This window comes from Candidatus Gracilibacteria bacterium, from assembly GCA_041658685.1.
GTDB lineage: Bacteria > Patescibacteriota > Gracilibacteria > UBA1369 > UBA12473 > JBAZZS01.
Window position 1 is genome coordinate 258058 of the sequence record JBAZZS010000001.1, and the last position, 18016, is coordinate 276073.

General features: G+C 45.6%; 15 protein-coding genes. 5 read left to right on the forward strand and 10 right to left on the reverse strand.

Annotated elements, in window-relative coordinates; translation table 25 throughout:
- Window positions 1-17: 17 nt before the first annotated feature.
- The 4 genes from WC882_01000 to WC882_01015 all read left to right on the forward strand — a co-directional run bounded on the left by WC882_01000 (window position 18) and on the right by WC882_01015 (window position 9838).
- On the forward strand, window positions 18-959 hold the full coding sequence (locus WC882_01000; protein MFA5842242.1) for a hypothetical protein: 942 nt from the start codon (window positions 18-20) through the stop codon (window positions 957-959).
- 11 nt (window positions 960-970) lie between these two features.
- The gene (locus WC882_01005) at window positions 971-1921 is read left to right on the forward strand and encodes a hypothetical protein (protein MFA5842243.1); all 951 of its coding nucleotides are present in this window, start codon (window positions 971-973) and stop codon (window positions 1919-1921) included.
- Window positions 1922-1978: 57 nt separating this feature from the next.
- Window positions 1979-9226: a PKD domain-containing protein gene (locus tag WC882_01010; GenBank protein MFA5842244.1), complete on the forward strand. Its 7248-nt coding sequence runs from the start codon at window positions 1979-1981 to the stop codon at window positions 9224-9226.
- Between the two features lie 87 nt (window positions 9227-9313).
- Window positions 9314-9838: a hypothetical protein gene (locus tag WC882_01015; GenBank protein MFA5842245.1), complete on the forward strand. Its 525-nt coding sequence runs from the start codon at window positions 9314-9316 to the stop codon at window positions 9836-9838.
- 77 nt (window positions 9839-9915) lie between these two features.
- Here the strand turns inward: WC882_01015 and WC882_01020 are convergent, their stop codons facing one another.
- Window positions 9916-11313 (reverse strand): aspartate ammonia-lyase, encoded by a 1398-nt coding sequence (locus tag WC882_01020; GenBank protein ID MFA5842246.1) that lies wholly within the window; start codon window positions 11311-11313, stop codon window positions 9916-9918.
- Between the two features lie 135 nt (window positions 11314-11448).
- Here WC882_01020 and WC882_01025 point away from each other — a divergent pair, with 135 nt between their 5' ends.
- Window positions 11449-12039: a hypothetical protein gene (locus WC882_01025; GenBank protein ID MFA5842247.1), complete on the forward strand. Its 591-nt coding sequence runs from the start codon at window positions 11449-11451 to the stop codon at window positions 12037-12039.
- 8 nt (window positions 12040-12047) lie between these two features.
- Here the strand turns inward: WC882_01025 and WC882_01030 are convergent, their stop codons facing one another.
- The 9 genes from WC882_01030 to WC882_01070 form a co-directional block, all read right to left on the reverse strand.
- Window positions 12048-12539 carry a GNAT family N-acetyltransferase gene (locus WC882_01030; GenBank protein MFA5842248.1) on the reverse strand — a complete coding sequence of 164 codons (492 nt, stop codon included), beginning with the start codon at window positions 12537-12539 and terminating at the stop codon, window positions 12048-12050.
- Between the two features lie 13 nt (window positions 12540-12552).
- Window positions 12553-13155, reverse strand: coding sequence for an RlmE family RNA methyltransferase (locus WC882_01035; GenBank protein ID MFA5842249.1), 603 nt, complete (start codon window positions 13153-13155; stop codon window positions 12553-12555).
- An 8-nt stretch (window positions 13156-13163) separates the two neighbouring features.
- On the reverse strand, window positions 13164-13571 hold the full coding sequence (locus WC882_01040) for a peptide chain release factor-like protein (GenBank protein ID MFA5842250.1): 408 nt from the start codon (window positions 13569-13571) through the stop codon (window positions 13164-13166).
- A 6-nt stretch (window positions 13572-13577) separates the two neighbouring features.
- On the reverse strand, window positions 13578-13838 hold the full coding sequence (locus tag WC882_01045; protein MFA5842251.1) for a type II toxin-antitoxin system mRNA interferase toxin, RelE/StbE family: 261 nt from the start codon (window positions 13836-13838) through the stop codon (window positions 13578-13580).
- The gene (locus WC882_01050) at window positions 13831-14112 is read right to left on the reverse strand and encodes a hypothetical protein (GenBank protein MFA5842252.1); all 282 of its coding nucleotides are present in this window, start codon (window positions 14110-14112) and stop codon (window positions 13831-13833) included. Before WC882_01050 ends, WC882_01045 begins: the two co-directional genes overlap by 8 nt.
- 121 nt (window positions 14113-14233) lie before the next feature.
- Window positions 14234-14971, reverse strand: coding sequence for a helix-turn-helix domain-containing protein (locus tag WC882_01055; protein MFA5842253.1), 738 nt, complete (start codon window positions 14969-14971; stop codon window positions 14234-14236).
- A gap of 85 nt (window positions 14972-15056) precedes the next feature.
- Window positions 15057-16706 (reverse strand): hypothetical protein, encoded by a 1650-nt coding sequence (locus WC882_01060; protein MFA5842254.1) that lies wholly within the window; start codon window positions 16704-16706, stop codon window positions 15057-15059.
- 145 nt (window positions 16707-16851) lie between these two features.
- Window positions 16852-17193, reverse strand: a complete 342-nt coding sequence (locus WC882_01065) for a GRAM domain-containing protein (protein ID MFA5842255.1) — start codon at window positions 17191-17193, stop codon at window positions 16852-16854.
- Between the two features lie 28 nt (window positions 17194-17221).
- Window positions 17222-18016 (reverse strand): helix-turn-helix domain-containing protein, encoded by a 795-nt coding sequence (locus WC882_01070; GenBank protein ID MFA5842256.1) that lies wholly within the window; start codon window positions 18014-18016, stop codon window positions 17222-17224.

Consider the following 18016-nt stretch of genomic DNA (forward strand, 5'->3'; position numbering starts at 1 on the left):
AAAAACCATGGAACCCCATGAAAAACAAAAAAAGACTTTTATGGCTTAAACAAGGCCTCATCGCACTGTCGCTGATGGTCGGTGTCCTTGTGTTGAAGATGAATGGGGTTTTTGCCGCAGGTTTTCTCCCGATCCCGGATGCCGCCAGTTTTGGTGATGTCCCGGACCCGGAAGGTGTAGGCCTGCAAAAGGCCTACAACCTCGTTTTCAACCTCGCTCACAATTTTCGTTACATCATCGGAGGGGTGGCGATCCTCATGATGGTCGTTTCCGGAATCAGGCTTGTCCTTTCGGGAAACAACGAGGAAACCGCGAATAAACAAAAAACAAATCTTTTGTGGGGGGTGGTCGGGTTGGTGATGATCGCCATTGCCGGCCCCATTGCGGAAATTTTGGACATGCAAAACGGCGGATTTCTTTCCAGTGAACAGGAGATCGCCTATCGCGCTAGTTTGTTTGATCGACAAGCACTCATCGTCATTACGTTCATTAAGTACATCGTGGGAAGCGTGGCCGTGCTTTTCTTGATTCGTTCCGGCGCCAAATTGGTGCTTGCCGGTGATTCCGACGAAGTGTTAAACATGGAAAAAAAGAACATCATGAGCGGTATACTTGCGCTGTTTTTGATCATGTTGTCGGATGTCATTGTAAAACAAGTTTTATTTAAAGTGGACCCGGATCAAAGCTCCTATTCAGCTTCCGGACAACAAGCGGTTGTGACCTTTGACACCGGACGCGGAGTTCAAGAAATTGTGGGGATCACCAACTTCATCGTGACCTGGGCATCGCCGTTCGCCGTGCTTGCCTTGGTGGTCGGAGGCATTATGTATTTGACCGCTTTTGGAGACGACGATCAGATGGGAAAAGCCAAAAAAATCATATTCAACGCCACCATCGCTTTAATCATTATTTATGGTGCGTTCGCCTTGGTCTCCACCTTTATTAGCGGTGTTTTTTAACCTGATTTCGGATGAAATCTTTTCTTAAAATTTTGAAATTTTCAGCTCCGATCGGGGGCTTTGTTCTCGTGCTCGCAGGCCTTTTGTGGGCCAAAATTCCCCTCACTTTTGCCGTCACCGATTTTCGTGACATCTTGGAGTCCATCGGGAGCAAAACCGAACTTGAAAATTATCAAACCAATGTCCACGCCGACGCAGGAAGTGAATCCGGGCTTAAAAACATTATGAGTGCCATCTTTTTTGCCATCGATCTGTTGAAATACGTTTTGGGCTCCATTGCGGTGCTCATGATGATCATCAATGCATTGGGGATGATCACCGCAGGGAAAGAATCGGAAGATCAGCTCACAAAACAAAAAGCTTTTATTAAATACGCGTTGATGGGATTGGTCATGATTTTGATCGCCGAAGAAGCGATTCGATTGGGGTTTTACGGGACGGAAGGAGAATTTTTGCGAGATGAAGAAACTGCGGCCGAATTCGCTCAAGGCGGAGGTAAAGTTATTGAAGGACTTTACAACATTGTGGAGGTGTTTATGGGGTCGTTGGCTGTGCTTATGATCGTGTATTCCGGATTCCAAATTTTGGTGGCGGGCGCTTCGGATGAAGCGGTAACCTCGGCCAAAAAACATATTTATCTTTCCGGTTTTGGATTGGTGCTCATCGGAATTTCAGAATTGGTTATAAAAGATATCATCTTTAAAAATCAAGGCACCGAGATCGATGTGGCGCGAGGACGAGAATTGATTGTGGGCCTCACCAATTTCTTGGCATCCATGATTGGAACCATCGGAGTTTTGGCCTTTGTTTACGCCGGATTTTTATACATTGTCAATTTTGGAAACGACGAGCTTACCGGGAAAGCGAAAAAAATCATGTGGAGTGCGATTGCGGGCATCGGATTGGCCGCCGCTTCATTTGCCATTGTTTCAACGGTCATCCCGTTGGAAGGCGCCCAATAGGTTGTTTAAAGTTAGTTTTCATGCTATAATTTCTTAATTAAAATAAACAAAAAAACCATGAATCACTCTTTCTCAAAATGTTTAAAGAAAATCCTTAGCCTGACATTGAGTTCGCTCATGGTCGGGATTTTTATCGGGACTCTTCAACTCCCGCTCTTGGCTCAAGCGGAGGCCACATTCGAGGTCGATTTTGGGCTTGAAGAAGCCATTTGTGATGCTGTAGGAGAAGATGGAGTGGTTTCCTGTACCGATGAGGGGGCATCCACCAGTTTTTCCGATTTTAACGGAGAATATGTTCCGCCCAGTGAAGAAGGTTATGCCGAAGGCATCACCACCACGAGCTCGGCTCGAGAATTTGTCGTGAATGTTACGAATTTTATTTTATCGTTCTTGGGTTTGGCCGCCATTGTTGTGGTGATTTACGGAGGCGTGCTTTATGTCACAGCCGGCGGAGAATCCGAAAAAGCGGACAAAGGGAAAAAGAGCATCATGTACGCGATGATGGGGATTGTCATCGTGTTGATCTCGTATGCGTTGGTGAACACCCTTATTAAGGGCGCCACCGGAGGAGAAGACACCGGAGGAGGATTGTATTCCGCCAACGGAATCAGCGGTCAAAGTTTAAGCGAATTTCAATCCGCGGAAATGGCTCAAGATCTCAAAGATCTCACCCAACTTTATTTGGATCAATATTCCGCGTTTGTGAATACGGCCTCGATTTTGGATGCCATGGCGAAAGTGGGTTACTTCAACGACGAAGGGCTCAGAGATATGGAGGAAGGCTTGAATATGATATTGGATCAAGTGGATCCGTTCAGTGCTACCGCGGACGAAGTGAACAAAGGGCTCGATATTATTGAGCGCTATATAAGTATGAATGCCACAGAGTCTTTAAAAACATTGGTGTCTCAACATGAATGGATGGAGGCCAATGTACTGTTGGCGCAAAGTGTGGATGGGTACACGGAGGGAGAAACGGATGCGGCGGAAGAATTGAACGCTTGTTTAGTGGAATGTGGAGTGGATTTCGATTGTATCTCTGACTGTGCCGGAGAAGTGGCTGCTCTAGGCGTGGCTGACCCTTATGGAGTGGGAGTGGATTTTGTGGCTCAGATGAATGAGATTTCCGCAGAAGCTTTAAGAGATTTAAATAGCAATATGGAAGCGATTAAAGCTCGCTTGGAAATAATGCAAGAAAGTTTTACGGAATTAACAACTATCAATGGATTATTCGCGGAGGTTATAGATGATAATCATTTGGGTGGATATCTTTCCGGTGGAGGAAGTTATTCAACTCAAACGTATACATTCAATTATGTTAATGATGGACCTGCCGAGCTTTTACTTTACATCCTTCCTCCGGGTGGAAGCGCAAGAGTCGGCGACATCGTCAATGTTTTAAATCAACTTTATACGGATATCAAAGCCCTTCAATTCACCACGGCGGTGATCACGGCCAATACGGATGAAGGCAATGCTCCGCTCACCGTGACCTTGAACGGGTTGAAATCCTCGGATCCAAGCAATCTCACCATCCCGAATGCCAATTACGAATGGGATCTGGACGGAGATGGAACGTTTGGAAATGGAGGAGGAAGTATCATTGGCGGAGGCGGATTAAGCGGCCTATTCAGTCAAGGCTCTGAAACCGGTGCCACGACCACAAAAACCTACGACGAACCCGGGACTTATCGTGTCGGACTTCGCGTAACGAGTTCAACCCCGGAAACGATTGCTTCGGGAGTCAGTTATCTCAGTATTACGGTGAACCCGCCTTCTTCCCTCATTCGATTGGACGCCACAACCACAGCGGCGGATACCACCACGGCATCTGCAACCACCACTTTAAAAGATCCGGACACGGACACGGATGTGGCTCAATGGACCGTCACGCAAGAAACGGCCCAAGCCGGGATTACATTTGATGCCAGCGGAACCACGGATGGCAGTGGCAATTCCAATACGATTATCAGTTATGATTTTAATTTCGGAGACGGGGATTACCAAAACGGTGCAAATCCGGTCGCCACACATTCTTACACCCAAGAAGGAAATTATAGTTTTGTTCTTGAAGTGACGGATCAAAACGGAGTCAAAGACCGCAGTAGGGTTACCATTAAGGTGGCTTCGCCTGCAGCGAATCTGGATCTTTCGGATTTGATCGTAAATGTGGGGGACGAAGTGACGGCGGATGGCGGAGGCTCGTTGAGCGACAATGGAAACATCATTATGTATTCTTGGCTCGTCAATTCAAATGGCCAAACCGTTGCCGAAAATGAATCCGGGGAAGATGTCTGGAGTCAAACATTTTCGTCACCCGGCGTTTACCTGTGGCAGTTGACGGTTAAGGATGCTACCGGAGATACGGATACCGTTTCTCGAGAAATATTGGTTGAATCCACTCCGCCGGAAGCGGTGTTCAAGTGGGCTATCCCGGATTCGCAATTGCCCAATCGAGTGTATTTGGATGCCAGTTCAACAAAAGACCCCGATCCGGACGATACGGGAAATTTAACCTACGAATGGGTCATCAATGCCACCGAAGGAACCGACTATAGTTTTGTTGAAGGAACCACCGCGGCTTCAATCAACCCGGTTATTGATTTTTCCAAAACCGGTGATTTTAATGTAACGCTTACGGCGCGCGATCCTTACACCGGAGATATGCAAAAAAGCGATACCTATGAAAGTACGGTAAAAATCACGTCGCTTTTGGGGATTCAAGTGGAAACCGAAGGGAATGCGGTCACGATGTTGCAAAGAGAAACAACAGACAATGGGATCACATCGATTCCTACTTCCGCGGTGGTGAGCCTCAATTTGACCAGCAACTTGGGCGTTTCTTATGAAGTGGATTGGGCGGACGGAACCGGCCCGGAAGTGGTATCAGTCGCGGGAGAAACCACTCAAGTTTCCCACACTTATACCCAAGCCGGCACCTTTGGCGTGAACGTAAAAGTCTACGATGCAGCAGGGAAAAGCAACAGTGCCGAACACAATGTTTATATCGGGAACGGTGATGCTCCAATTGCCATCATTAAGGTATCGGCAGACAGTTATACCGGTGTTGGGGACAGTGAAATCACGGGCAATCGAACCACCAGTTTTACATTCGATTGTTCTAATTCGGTGGATAAAACCGGCATCTCTTTGAAAGCGGGGAGTACTTGCAATTGGAATTTTGGTGATAACACCACCTCGGGAGATAAAGAAACCACTCATACCTACAGTGAAATCGGGACGTATGAAGTCACGCTGACCGTAATTCCGGAAATGACAAATGATCACGCCACTGCAACCTTGTTGCTCACGATTGAAGGAGTATCTCCTGTGATTTACGGACTGACCGCAACTCCGGAAAATGACACGCTTGTCACCCCTCTCACCGTAAAAGTAACCGCCAATGCCGAGGATTTGGATACCCCGAATAAATCTCCCGCTCAATATAAATTTTGGTATTACGACATCAATAATTCGAGTGTGTTATTAGGAACGCAAATGTCGTCTTCGGATACCGCCTACCTCACCGTGAATACCAATGGGGAAACCGGAGAGAGCGTCATGTATGGATTTGGGGTGGAAGTCGCGGACAGTGAAAACAATAAAGTAACGTCCACAAACACCCTTCCCGGAACCCAAATTCCGACTTTGGAGGTTGAAAACGGCCCCAATAAAGCTCCCGCGGTTCAGGTCAATGCGGATCGCACCAATGTTTTATTGGGAGAAAGCGTGACCTTCAGCGCCTCAGCCACGGATGAAGATGGCGACATTGTTGAGTACATGTGGGATTTTGAAGGAGACGGATTTTATAACAATGAACCCGGTTCCGTGACCATGACCAAAGTGTTTGACACGTCCACCCCCGGTGGGCTTGAAGTGCGTGTAAAAGTCATGGACGATGGAGGCGCCACTGCCATTTCCGACCCGATCAAAGTGTATGTGGACACCTTAACTCAAGACCCAGAAGCCGCTTTTACTTACACGATTAAAAATTTCGAAGTCACGTTTGTGAACAATTCAACGGCCGACACGGAAGTCGGAGCCGAGTTGGTTTCGTATGTATGGGATTTTGACACACAAAAGGTCGACACCGACGGGAACGGGATCAAAGATGATGATGAGGATTCCACGGAGATGAGCCCGATTTATACCTACTCTGATTATGGAACGTATAAGGTGAAATTGAAGGTGACTGACAATGAAGGCAATACCGATGAGATTGCACAGGATGTTAAATTGATTGAAATGGACCCGCCCGAAGCCGCTTTTACGTATGAACTGAATGGTTTGGAGGTTGTTTTCACCAACAACTCAACCGTGGGTGCGGAGGGAGTGGAAATCGCGAGTTATGCATGGGATTTTGACACCTCGGTAAACAGCGACGGGAACAGCGGAACCTCCGCCAAATCCGATGATGTGGATTCCACGGAAGAATCTCCGACCTATACGTATTCGGACTATAAATCGTACAACATTAAACTCACAATCGTCGATTCTTTGGGCCGAACGAATGAGGTCACCCAACCCGTTAAATTGGAAAATCCGGTGGAAGAATTGGTCGCGTATTTAACCTCCAGTCCGGAGGCGAGCCAGACCGATAATAAAATTCATATCACCGGAACTTCCGGCAATGTGAAATTCACCTTCAGCGCTCAAGGGGGAGTGGGAGATTTGACCTATTGGATTGATAAAAATGTTTATTTTGACAGCGATGGTGACGGAAAAAAAGACAATGATCATAATTATGATGCAACCGCGGCCGGAAATTACACCACGGACTTTGATTCTTCATGGGGGCCGACCGTAGTTAAACTCACCATCGAAGATGAGCAGGGAAATACGGATACCGTCACGCGTGAAATTAAGTTTGACGCAGCGCAGACCGTAAGCACGACCACGGAAGGGCAAACCAGCGTTATTCCGGTCACCACTTCCGAGGCGCTTTACATCCTTCTCACGGCATTGGGCTTTACCTTATTGGGGGCAAAGCTTTATACTCAGACACGAACGAAGTGAGTGTCCGCATTTAGCCCCGCAGTGAAACGAAGGGGCTCCCCCTCTTTCCTCCCATCCCTTTACCTTCCCTTTATGCCCGATGCACCAATCCCAAATCAACAACCGGCAACACCTCAGCCAGCGCCACAGCCGGCTCAGCCCGTGCCCGTCGCACCCGCACCGGTAGCCGCAACGCCAGTAGCCACTCCGGCTCCGGCCCCTCAAAAAACACCCGAACAACTTAAAGAAGAAAAACGCGTATTGAAAGAAAAAAAGAAACGCAAAACCCTGCTCATTTTCTTGCTCACCGCTTTGGGATTTGTGTTTATCACCGTGTTTGTGGTGGCCTTCTTTATTTTAAGTCGATCCGGAGGCGCCAACCCGTTATTGCAATTGTTTGGAGTGAGTGAAGCCGAGCTTTATCCGTTTTTGATCAATCTCACGAGTTTGTTCTTTGGCTTTTTTGACTTTTTGGCTTTTGTGTTGGCCATCATTGGCGCGTTCATCATTGCCATGGCCAAAAAAGAGGACAAACCGCGAAAAAAGAAAGGCGCAGTTATGCTCATTCTCGGCGTGTTGTTTTTTATGTTGATTTCCATCATTTGGGCCGCTTCCTATTATTATCTTCAACAAAAGAAAGCCCAGTACATGACCGGAGAAGGAGCGCCCACTTATATTGTGACGGTTCCGGAAAGCACCAACGGGCTCACAGCTCCGGCTTTAGTCGAGTTCGATGCTTCCAATTTGCCGGTGGACACCAATAAATACACCATCATTTCTTATGCGTGGGATTTTGGAGATGGAGCCTCGGCCACAGGCCCCACGGTTTCTCATCGTTTCACAAGTAAAGGGGAAAATAACGGACGTTACACCGTGGTTTTGAGTGTGACGTACAGCGACAATAAGACGAGTGAAGAAAGCATTGAGCCGTTCACCGTGGACGTGGTTTTCACCAATGAAAAAGTGAACGCATTTTTTACCGCCACGCAGGAAGTGGGGGAAATCCCGCTCACCGTTCAATTCGATGCGTCGGAAAGCGTGGATCCGGATGGTGAAATCGTGGATTACGAATGGGATCTCGACGGAGACGGGAGTTATGACGATGGCAATGAGGTTACGGCTGAATACACCTACACTCAATATGGCACCTACACCGTGAAACTTCGTGTGACAGACAATAATGGAGAAACCAGTGTTGCGGAAAAGAACATCGAGGCCCGCGACGCCGCCACCCCAACGGGAACGATTGATGTCACGCTTGAAAAAGACGGGGTTCTTTATGTGGGAAAAGATTATCTTTTTGATGTCACCGATCCTTCAAGCCCCAATGGAGAAATCAAGAAATATGAATGGGATTTTGGAGATGGGACCAGCGTGACGAAAAATAAGACCGCCAAACACACGTTTGATGCGCCCGGAGTGTATGAAGTGATCCTTACATTGACGGATTCGGAAAAGGAAACCGGGACCGTTACCATGGAAGTGACGGTGGAAACTTCGGAAGAATCACCGATCGCGACTTTGACCACAGACCAGCCGTGGAGCGATGAAGATCAGACCACGATCAAAGGAGAAGTGCCGTTTAAGGTGGTTTTTTCCGCCAAAGAAAGCACGGATCCCAATGACGACATTGTGAATTATGAATGGGATTTGGATGGAGATGGCACGACGGATGAGGTTGGAGAATCCATTGAATATGTATACGAAGAAAAGGGAACTTTTCAGCCGGTTTTGTATGTTCAAGACTCGGAAGGGAATGAAACCACGACCACGATTGTGGTGGAAGTGGCGGCCCAGAGCATTTCCGCTTCCGTGACCGCTACGCCTGTCAGTGGCGAAATCCCGCTTGCCGTGACCTTTGACGCCTCGGGATCCAGCTACCCGGACGGCGATATCGTGAATTATTTATGGGATTTTGGGAATGGAATTACACGTTATGACAACGCGAAAATCAGTTACACTTTTTCCGAAGTCGGGACATTTACCGTGAATGTGACCGCCATCGCCTCGGACGGCAATCAAGATACGGTTTCCGTGCTTATCAATGCCCAGCCCGTGGCCCTTGGCGCCTGTTTTGAATCCAATGTGAATTCCGGAGTGGCACCCTTGGTCGCGACGTTCAATCCGAGCTGTTCCACCGGAACCGTGACCGATTATCGTTGGGATTTTGGCGACGGCGACATCAGCTATGCCCGAAAACCCACCCACACGTTTACCGTGGCGGGCACGTACACCGTGACCTTAACCGTGACGGATAATGAAGGCGTCTCCGACACCTACACGCAGACCTTGGCGGTGTATAGTGAATAGCTTAGCGAAAGTTAGGAGCGCATAAATTTTGTGAGGTTAAGAAAATCTGGTAATATCCATATATTATTTTAATAAACATAAATAAGTATGAAAAAATTTCTTCTTCTTTTTATTATCACATTTTCCTTTGCCGCCTGTTCGTCACAAAAAGAAAATATCGCAATAAATACCGATCTTACTGTTGAAACGGATAATGTCGCAGTCGAAACTCCAAAAACCATGAAAACATTCACATTTGGGAGTGTGAATTACGAATTAGATTATCCGTCATCTTGGATTTATGCCGAGAGAACGTATGATTCCGGAGGAGTGTATACACAATTTTTAAATGAAAGTCAGGAAAAAATGATGATGGTCGACTGCGACTGGCAAGGCGGCATGGAGTCTGAAATTCTAAAATCAGATACTCGAACTTTCGAGAAACAAGGCGAGTTAGTAGAAGTAAAGTATTCGATATTTGGCACCGCGGATAAAGTAGGAAATGGCAACATCAGTTTCGGCCTTGCTGAATGGTCAGAAGAAAAATCGAAAGATTATTACTGCCAAATATTCTTTCAGCCTTCAGTAGCAGAAGAGGGTACGGTTGAGGAAATTTTTTCATCCGTTCGTTAGAACCTCTAACCAACGCCTAACAGTGTATAACCGGCTCACTTCGTTTGCTCAAAGTTGTTAATTTCGGCCTATTTTGCCTAGATCATTTTTTCCGGATCCAAAATCCGATCCAATTCTTTCTTGGAAAGCAACTTTTTTGCCAACACCAATTCACGGATGGAGTGGCCGGTTTTGAGCGCTTCATTCACCAATAAAGCGACTTCATGGTAACCCAAATGGGGGGCGAGTGCCGTAGCCAAAACCGCACTGTTTTCGAAAAGTTCCTGAATTCGTTTTGGGTGGGCTTTGATCCCATCCACGCATTGCGTTCTAAACAGTCGTAATCCGCGCGTCATCAAATTGAACGAAGGGAGTAGGTTTGCCAAAATCAGCGGGGTGAACCAATTGAGCTCCAATTGCCCGCCTTGCGCACCGAGGCAAACGGCTTGGTCATTTGCAATGACCTGAAAACAAATCATGTTCGTGCATTCGGCAATCGAGGGGTTCACTTTTCCGGGCATAATGGACGAGCCCGGTTCTGCAGCGGGAAGCGAAATCTCCGCAAGTCCGGCCTGCGGCCCCATGGAAAGCAGGCGCAAGTCATTGGCCATTCGATTTACCTCCACAGCCAAGGCGCGGAGCGCGGATGAGGCCTTAAGAAATGCAGCCATACTGTGCGTGGTTTCCATCAAATTCGAAGCCGATTTTAACGAAAATCCGGTCAGCTTAGATAATGCATTCGTCATTTTTTGCGCAAATTGAGGGGGAGTGTTAAGCCCGGTTCCGACCGCAGTGCCTCCAATGCCAAGAACACAAAGCGTTTTTTCGGATTCCTGAAGCGTCTCAAGCGCGGTTCCAATCGCCGAAGCATACGCATCAAATTCCTGGCCCAGCGTGATCGGCACCGCATCGCTCAAGTGCGTACGCCCAACTTTAAAAATCGTTTTAAATTCGCGTCCTTTTTTCGACAATGATTTTTGCAAAAGAGCCATTTCAATTTTGAGAAGTTTCAGTTCCATCAACGCCGCCAATCGGGTGGCTGTGGGAATCACATCATTGGAGGATTGCGCTTTATTGACATGATTATTGGGATGCACATGCCGATAAGAGCCCTTTGACGCTTTGAGAATTTCATTCGCGCGGTTGGCAATGATTTCATTCGCGTTCATGTTGTAAGGAGTGCCGGCCCCGGCTTGATAGAGATCGAGTTTGAATTCGTCATTGAATTTTCCATCGATGAATTCTTGGGTGGCTTGGGCCATGGCTTTTGCTTTTTGAGGCAAAAGATTTTTCCCTGTTTCGTGCGTTCGACACGCCGCCAATTTAACAAATCCGAGCGCACGTCGAAACGAATCGGGTGCGGTTTGTCCGCTGATTTGAAAATGAGCCAAGGCGCGAGCCGTGAAAGATCCATAATAGGCTTCTTTGGGAACTTGGACCGAGCCTAAAGCATCGTGTTCGATTCGGAATGAAGAAGAAGGTGTGGATTTTTTCATGACAATCGTAAAAACTAAAAATAATAAAAACAACAAAAGCGCGCGGAGCGGGAAGAGTTCAAAGTATATCCATACGTTTTCCTTTTTTCAAATGAATATGTATGATTTTAATAAGACATCTTAATAAATAATTTTATGCAAAAAAAGTTTGGTTTCGTATTGTTCGTTTTAGCGAGTTTTTTGATCTCGGGTTGTGGCAATTCGACGGAAAACCCTCCTTCGTTGGAATATGGGCTTTTGTCGGAAACCGGAGAAACGTATTTAAAGATTTCCAATAAAGAATGGGCTATGGCTCTCGATTTAACGGGATATGAAGATTCGCAAGTAGGCCCTTCCAATTCGGAACAATTTTTCGTCCGGCAAAAAATATCCGAAGATCAAGCAACCTTCACTATGGTGACCCCTTCGGCTTACAGTGTTTCCGGGGTGAACAGCGCAGAAGCATGTCGCGAATTGGAAGTGCCATTGATTGAAGCTTTCATGACGGACCCAGATGTTTTAAGCAATGGTTTTGTGTTTGGGCCACTCAATAAAGACGAGTACAACGGACATTTGCTCTTGGTTTACAATGGCCTGGGAGAGGAAGGAGAGTTCATCAATACTGTTATTTACGCATTTGAATACTATGACGGCTATTGTTTTAATCTGCATCTCACTACAGGAATAGATGAGGCCAATATTACTCAAACTAGCGCCTTGATTGATTCCATGCACATCGTGAAATAGAGAAAAGATTATAGACTCATCTCCCACACCGCTTGAATTGAACCATGAAAAGACTCGTAGTTCGTGAGTTTTTTAAACCCTAAATTGGTATAAAAAACTTCCACGTCTTCCGAGGCCGTAAAACAAAAACGTTTTTTATTTAAACCGCGCGCATTTGTGAGCTGTTTTTCAATGAGTGCTTTGCCAAGGCCTTTGCGTTGATAATCGAGCATAATTCCCACACTTCTGAGATAATACGTGTCACCTTGCGGATTATGAAGTTGATTGTCCGGAGGCGTGAGCACTTCAAGGGAACGAAGATCGTCGGTTAAGAGTGCGGTGGAAAATCCAACGATTTTATCTCCACAAAGGATGACAAAAAAACCTTCGGGGAATAATTTCATTCGGTTTGCTAATGTTTCCGCACTGGCTTGTCGATGAGGAGGAAAAGCGCTTTTCTCAACAATACAAATAGCATCGATATCTTGAAGGGAAGCTTGTCTTATACGATAGTCAATCATGATCGGATTGATTTTATGTGGAAGAAAATTTTCAACGAAAATTCGTCCCAATAATATACGTCTCTCGGCTGCGATCGCGCGAGGCATCGGGTTTAAAACATTTCACCAACTTGAATAAATTTTTTGTTCGACGAATCACTTCGGCGAATTCTTCGCCCTGGAAAATCTTGGTGATCACATATCCGCCTTTTTTAAGATAAGCTTCACAAAAATCCAGGACCGCATGATTGAGCTCCGCCGAATGGTACGAGTCCGCATCATGAATGCCGGTGGTTTTGGGCGCCAGATCCGCCACCACGCCATCCAATGGTGGCATCCCCAACGCAGACAAGGCTTTGGCATCTGTGATATCGAGTTGGTGGATTTCCACCGTGGGCCCAAGGGGATCGATGGGTTGTAAATCAAACGCATAAACATGACCCTTGGGCCCAATCCATTGGACAAGCCGTTCGGACCAACTGCCGGGACACGCGCCCAAATCCGCCAAAATCTGTCCGGGCTTTACGAGGTGAAACCGTTGTTGAATCCCGTCCAATTTAAAAACGCTTCGCGCACGGAGGTTTTCTTGTTTTGCTTTTAAGAAATATTTGTCATGGACGGTAAAGGGTTTGGGCATAAGGGAAATTAAAATTGAATATCCTTTTTTCTTCCAGCCTTGATCATACCTCTGTGTTTTTTTGTCTCCAAGACTTTTTCTTGAGCGCGTTTTTTGCGGCGTTGTTTTTGTTTGCGCAGTTTAAAAAGCTTTTTCATGCGCTCGGATTTTTTCCCTTTCACCAGCGTTTCGATCTTATCAATGAGTTGTTGATACGCAATGCGACGATTGACGCTTTGCTCGCGGTATTGTTGCACTTTCACCTCCAATCCTGTGGGCTTATGTTTGAGCCAAACTGTGCTTGAGGTTTTGTTGATTTTTTGCCCGCCGTGGCCACTGCCTCGAATAAAAAGTTCTTCAATATCCGCAACATTAACCTTGAGTTCAATGGCTTTGAGTAGGGATTTGGGTGAAAGGGGAATGGGGAAGTCGTTCATAAAAATTTAATAAATTTGATTATGAGTTCCGAGACGCAGCAGTACGACAAAATCGGGAGTAATAAATCGATAAACAACACGAACATCGCCGGTGATGGAAAATGCACGACGTCCTTTTAGTAAACCGGTGAGTGCATGATCTCGAAGAATTGGATTTTTAGGGTTTTCTAAAAATAATTTTAGACGTTTTTTAAATTGAGGGCGAATGGATTGGGGGAGTCGTCGATAATCTTTTAAGAAATGTTTATGATAATCGGCTTTAAGCATTTAATTCTCGAATAAGAGTGGAGAAGGATTTGGGAGAAAGTTTCCCTTTTCGATGCGCTTTTTTGGTCTCCTCATCACGTTGTAGAATTTTTAATTCTTGATCAACCGTAAGCCCATTTTGGGTGTAAATTTGTTTTTTAGCCTCGCGCACAGTCTCTGTTAAGATAAGCTTCACAAAAGAAGTAACGGGGATCCCTTTATATTCGGCGATGTCATCAAGATCTTGCTTGAGGACAGGGTCGATTTTAACCTGGAGCAATTGAGTGGAAGCCATTGAAGGTATGTAAAAGTATTGATTTAACATATATTAGTATATCACAAGTAAAATAAAAAAACATTTCAATTTTAACAAATCAAAATGAACAATTTCTAAATAAAAAATGAACGAGAGCTCTTTATAGCCTCTGCCATAGCTGGTCAAAAATGACTCGATGCGCGCCCACAATGGCCGGACTGGTGATTTCCGTGCCATTGACTTGATTCTCTCCGTAAGAGATCAAGTAGAGCTTGAGAGGAGTGAGGAGAATGTCGGCATCAAAAACCGAACCTTGAGGCAATATTTTAATCTCATGATGAGCGGCGGAGAATTTTTTTTGATAGTCTCGGGCTTCCTCGGAATCGACGAGTATTTCTTTGGCATGGCCTTTGGCTTTTTTGATCAATTCGGCCAATTGATACACATATTCGGGCATGTATTTTTTAACCGGAACCGGAGAGAAAAATGCCCAAAATTCTTTGGCTTTTGCCACTTGTTCATAAAATTTCATGCACGCTTTTTTCCCATCATACGATTGAACCCGGGGGGTGATGCTGATGCGATTTTCAAGAGACTCAAGGTCCGGGAGAGAGGCGAGAAACATTTGACGCGTTTGTCCCAATTGGCGTTCTTGAGAGCGGATCAGCAACTCAATATCACGAACAGGGATGGTTTTGACATACTTCACGCCACGTTGCTCAAATTCTTCAATGAGCTGAAACGTCTTGAGTCGGCCCAAAACCACATACATGGAAGGGCGGGGGATTCCCACAGCCTTGGCCACGATGCTGATGGGCTGAGCCCCCAGCTCGAGGAGTTTTAAAAAAGTTTGGATTTCTTTATCGTTGAGACCGAGAGCCTTAAAAAGAGCGTACATAATATTATTGTTGATTGATGACAACTTAAAAATAACTCCTTGAGAGAAAGAAATCAATAGACACGCAAGGAGCCGCTAGGCCTTTTTAATACACCTCCTTCAAATAGCATTTTTCGCACACCACCTTTTCAGGGCGATCGGGAGAGTAACTCGTCGAAATTGTCTCGTTACATTGAACGCAGGTCCGTTGCCATATTTTTCGAGGATTACGTTGCTCCAAACGGAGGCGATTGCGTGTTTCAGGTGCATAATGGGGAATCGGGACTTCAAGTTTTTTATAAAGTCGGAGCTCTTGAGGGACAAGTCGATACGGTCGCCCGGTTTTTTCGCACACCAGCGTTTCTTTAAGGATGGAATCGTCAACATCATGAATCGAATCCGGAGGCACAAATCCGCTCCCGATTTTTTGCGTTTTTTCGTCGAGCCATTGCAGGCCTTGCGCCAACACTTGTTCTCGTGTGAGAGGGAACAAATCCATGGCCACGGTTTCGTTGTACGCAAACGGCGAGTTTTGAATGGGTAAAAATTCCCCCCATTCTTTGGTTTTTTGCATGTGCGCCACCAACCGCGCACGGAGGTCGAGATACTCTTCTTTTTTATACGGTTTATTAAAAATGCAATATTCTCGACGTTTGAGTTGAGAGCACCCGAAAAGATCATGACACCCGGACACCATGTCGCAATAAAAATTATTGTACCCATGCCATGTGAACATGGAAAATGCGCAATTTTGTCCGGAAATCGAGCCCAAACATTCATAAAAATAAGCGGCGTCATGCCCCACATGATCCGAGCTCAACACATCTTTGGCATTGATGAGACAGATCACATCCTTGCCGTCTTCCACCGGCCCGATCACGTCAAAACAATTGTCACAATTTTTGGCATTTAAAATATTTTCTCCAACGCAGTTTTCCGAGTTGACGAGATACGCGGCACGATGAGGAAATTGGAGTTTAAATTTTTGGAATTCTTTTTTCATCGCCTGCACTCCGCTCCACGTGTCTAACCGAAATGATTTAATTTTTTTCTCATACTCTTCCTTGGAATACGGTTTATTAAAAATGTAATATTCTTTGCCTCTCAACCCTACACATCCAAAACAGTGTGAAAGATTTCGACATTCAAACAAAAACGCACTGTCCCGACACCCGTTGCAATTGTGCGCGTATTTGAGATGGTAACATTTTTCGCAATTGATGCAGTCGTAGAGAAGTTCGCACGATTCGACCCAATACACATCCGACACATCGCGGGAGTGAAAGTTGAAAATCGAATACAAAGAATCCTCGTTGAAGTCTCCGCCAAACACCAAGTAGCAATTTTTGTTGTCTGTGGTGATGTTACAATAATCGCTGTTAAAAGCCTTTGTATTCATGAGAGCCAAGCGAGGAACGCGAGATTGCAGTTGATGAAATTGATCGAAGAAAGGCCGGGAGAAATCCACCTCTTGCGCAAAATCGGTCGGGTCCCATCCATCCCCCCACCAACAGTCTTGGCAATACACGGTGTGCGGTTTTTCGGGAGAATAAAGCGAAACAATCTCTTTTTTGCACAACGCGCACGTGCCTTTATAAATCGATCGTTCGTTGCGGTAAGCCAGTCGGCGTCGGTGCCGTTCGTCGAGGCAAAGGGTTGGCAAGGGGAGTCCCATTTTTTTGAGAAATTCCTGTTCCCAGTCATTGATGAGAAAAGGGGTTCCGGTCACGCGGCATGTTTGGGTGAGGGTGGACATGAGGGAATTGAGACAGAGAAAATTAATCTATCAAATCATAAACAAAATTTTCAAAAATCCAAAATTTTCTCAAAATCCACAATTAAAAATCTAAAAAATAAGATTCAACTATGCGTCTAAAATTTCTCATAAAAATGAGAAAACCTTATTTTTTTAAAAGCGCGACCCATTCATCACTCGTTGAGCTCACCGAGAATTTGAGCTCTCGGCCATCCGTAAGCCCGACAAGAATGACTTTTTTATTCAAGCCGAATGTTGATTTTTCTACCTTGATGATTTGAGTCAATTCCAGATCAAAAAGAACCTTTTGTTTGTTGAATAAGAGCCCGATCAATCCAAATGTGTTGATGGGGTTTTTGATGAAAATCAATCGTTGGTTTGTGAGGTAAATGTCTCCCATTTGAGCCATAATCCCTCTAAGATAGATTCCTTTTTCATTTTTTTTAAGCATTTCATTGGAACGAAGTTCGAGCAAAGATTTGGCCATGATTTTAAATTAAAAAATAACGATTGGATTATAGCTTAAGCGCTTCGCGAGGGGTAGCCACTCCTTTTTCCCACAGAGTTCGGAACAGGCATTCATGCAATTTAAAAATCGAGGGCTCGCGAATGAGAATGGCACGATTCCCGAATTCCGCATCTCTATGCCAAACAAGAGCCTCCTTATCGTGCAAATAAACCATGCTGTCATTGTAGGTGGAATCGAGGTGGAGTCGCGCGTTTCGTAAATCCCGTTCATTGTTGGGAAAAATTTCACGAGAATAATTTCCATATTCCGTCATGATTGCATTGCAAGGGACTCCTTTTTTTCGGCGGATTTGGACAAAAGCATGCTCTTCTTTATCTCCGAGAACATCAATGAGTCGTTCCGCGGATCCGTACGCCAAAAAATGATCCCATCGCGATAAAATCGCAAACGCTTGATTTGAAATATCGGCTTTTTCAGTGAAAATTTCCACCGGATTTTCAAGCGCAGAGTGCGAGGTCAGGTTCATAAGATTGCCAAGGCGCTTCAACTCAAGCTCCACTTTTCGCAAACGACGTTGTTCTCGCCCTAATCGATCCGCCAATCCATGAATGGAAACCGCGCGCACGGTTTGCCTCCACGATTGAGAGGAAGAGGAAACGAGACCCAGGGTTTTGAGGTGTTCAAACGCTCGATACGTGGACGCCAAAGAAAAGCCGGTTTTTTTTTGGAGCTCTTTGATTGAAAACCCGGGATTTTGATGAATCGTAAGATAAAAATGAGCCTCTCCCGAGGTGAGTCCGATGCGTTGGAGAAGGGAGAGAAGATGGTGTTTGAATTGCAT